Raw genomic sequence first — 1,463 nt, 5'->3', positions numbered from 1 at the left:
ATCTTCAGGCACTGGTGATTTATGGCAGCCCTTATATGTTGCAGCATCTCCAGCCTAAGCTGCGAACCTCCCTACCCGTCGTCTTTACCTACGGACAGATGCCTGCTGCTCAGCATCTTGTGCATCAATATTTGTTGGGTTCATAGAGTCAGCCCGGTCAAGGTGGGTTATGGTTTCGCACGTTTTTCCTGGTGGTGCTTTCTATCGACGGTGAGCGGTGGTTTCTTGCGTTTTGGGGAGCGCAGTGGTTTCAGGAAGGTTTTGAGATTCACCTGAGCGGCCAACTCCAGGAGGTGTTTAGCAAGTGATCGATATGAATGAGCCATTTTGGGTGCGGTTGCTTGGCAGCGGCGCACCCTACAGAAGATATCTTGTTGCTCGGAAAGTCACCCTAACCCTCTAAAAGCGAGCCTCATATTCCAGCACAACCCGGCTGTCGTCGTTGAGATTTGTGGAGCCGCGCAGGAGCCAGTTGTCGTCTAACCGATAGCGCAGACTAAATTGGGTCGGCTCTCGCACAGTCAAAAGCTGCAAGATCGAGACAGACAAATCATCGGTGATGCTAATTCCTAGCTCGGCGGCGAGGCCAAACGTAGAACTGATATCGTCGCGATTGCTTTCTTCGCGGTCGTTGTCGGTGATGACTGTTGGGAAGATGCGGAAGTCGCCAAAGCCAACTGCATTACTGATTAGGGTTTGAATGCTGGTGAAGAGCGCCGTGCCTGCTAGGTTGGCGATCGCCAGAGAGCCATCGCCCTCGTCAATATTGTTGACAAAACCACCTCCAATTAACGCAATAATCTCGTTCTCACTGCGTCCTGGGCTGCTGGTGAGTTCCAAATTCTCAAAAATTTGACTAGCTGGCCCCTCGACCGCTGCCTCAATTCGTACGGTTTGCAACCCGCCGATATCGGAAGCGGTGGTATCAACAATTTCAGACTGGGTATAGGGCGAAGCGGGAGGTTGAATGGTGCGCGTTTGTTCTAAGACCGAAGTCGCAAGGCGCACATTGAGAAATGGATCTGGCCCCTGATTAGGACGAAAAACAGCCATGTTGTCGTGTCCCCGATCGAGGTTGAACTGGGTCGTGAACACATTGACCTGACCGCTGCGGAGCCGAATCGTGCCGTCGGGGCGCAACGTCCGAAAATCGTTAAGAGAGCCATTGACCACTAGGCCACCCGTGGCAACGAAGTTGAGAATCGGGGCACGGGTAATCAAGAGGCGATCGCCCAAAGTGACCTGCAGGTCATTCAACTCCGGCGGTGAAAAGACGGTCGTCAATCGTTGAGTCGCCGCAAGCGAAACGTCTGCCCCTTCTAGGGCTGTTGGATCGGGCAGAGAAATGCGCCCATCAGACAGCACCACTTCTCCCCCGATTTGGGGGGCTAGAGCCGTGCCCCCAACGCGAATGAGACCATCCACTCCGCCGCTGTAGAGTCCTTTGAAGTTGACCGCAAGCC

1 protein-coding gene is annotated in these 1,463 nt (G+C 53.8%); it reads right to left on the bottom strand.

Annotation, left to right across the window (positions count from 1 at the left end):
• Positions 1 to 399 precede the first annotated feature (399 nt).
• Positions 400 to 1,463 (bottom strand): translocation/assembly module TamB domain-containing protein (locus V6D20_17410; GenBank protein HEY9817561.1); only part of this gene is annotated, 1,064 nt, incomplete at its 5' end.

The organism is Candidatus Obscuribacterales bacterium, assembly GCA_036703605.1.
GTDB lineage: Bacteria > Cyanobacteriota > Cyanobacteriia > RECH01 > RECH01 > RECH01.
Note: the sequence above shows the minus strand (reverse complement) of the source record. Positions and strands in the feature narration are given on the sequence as shown.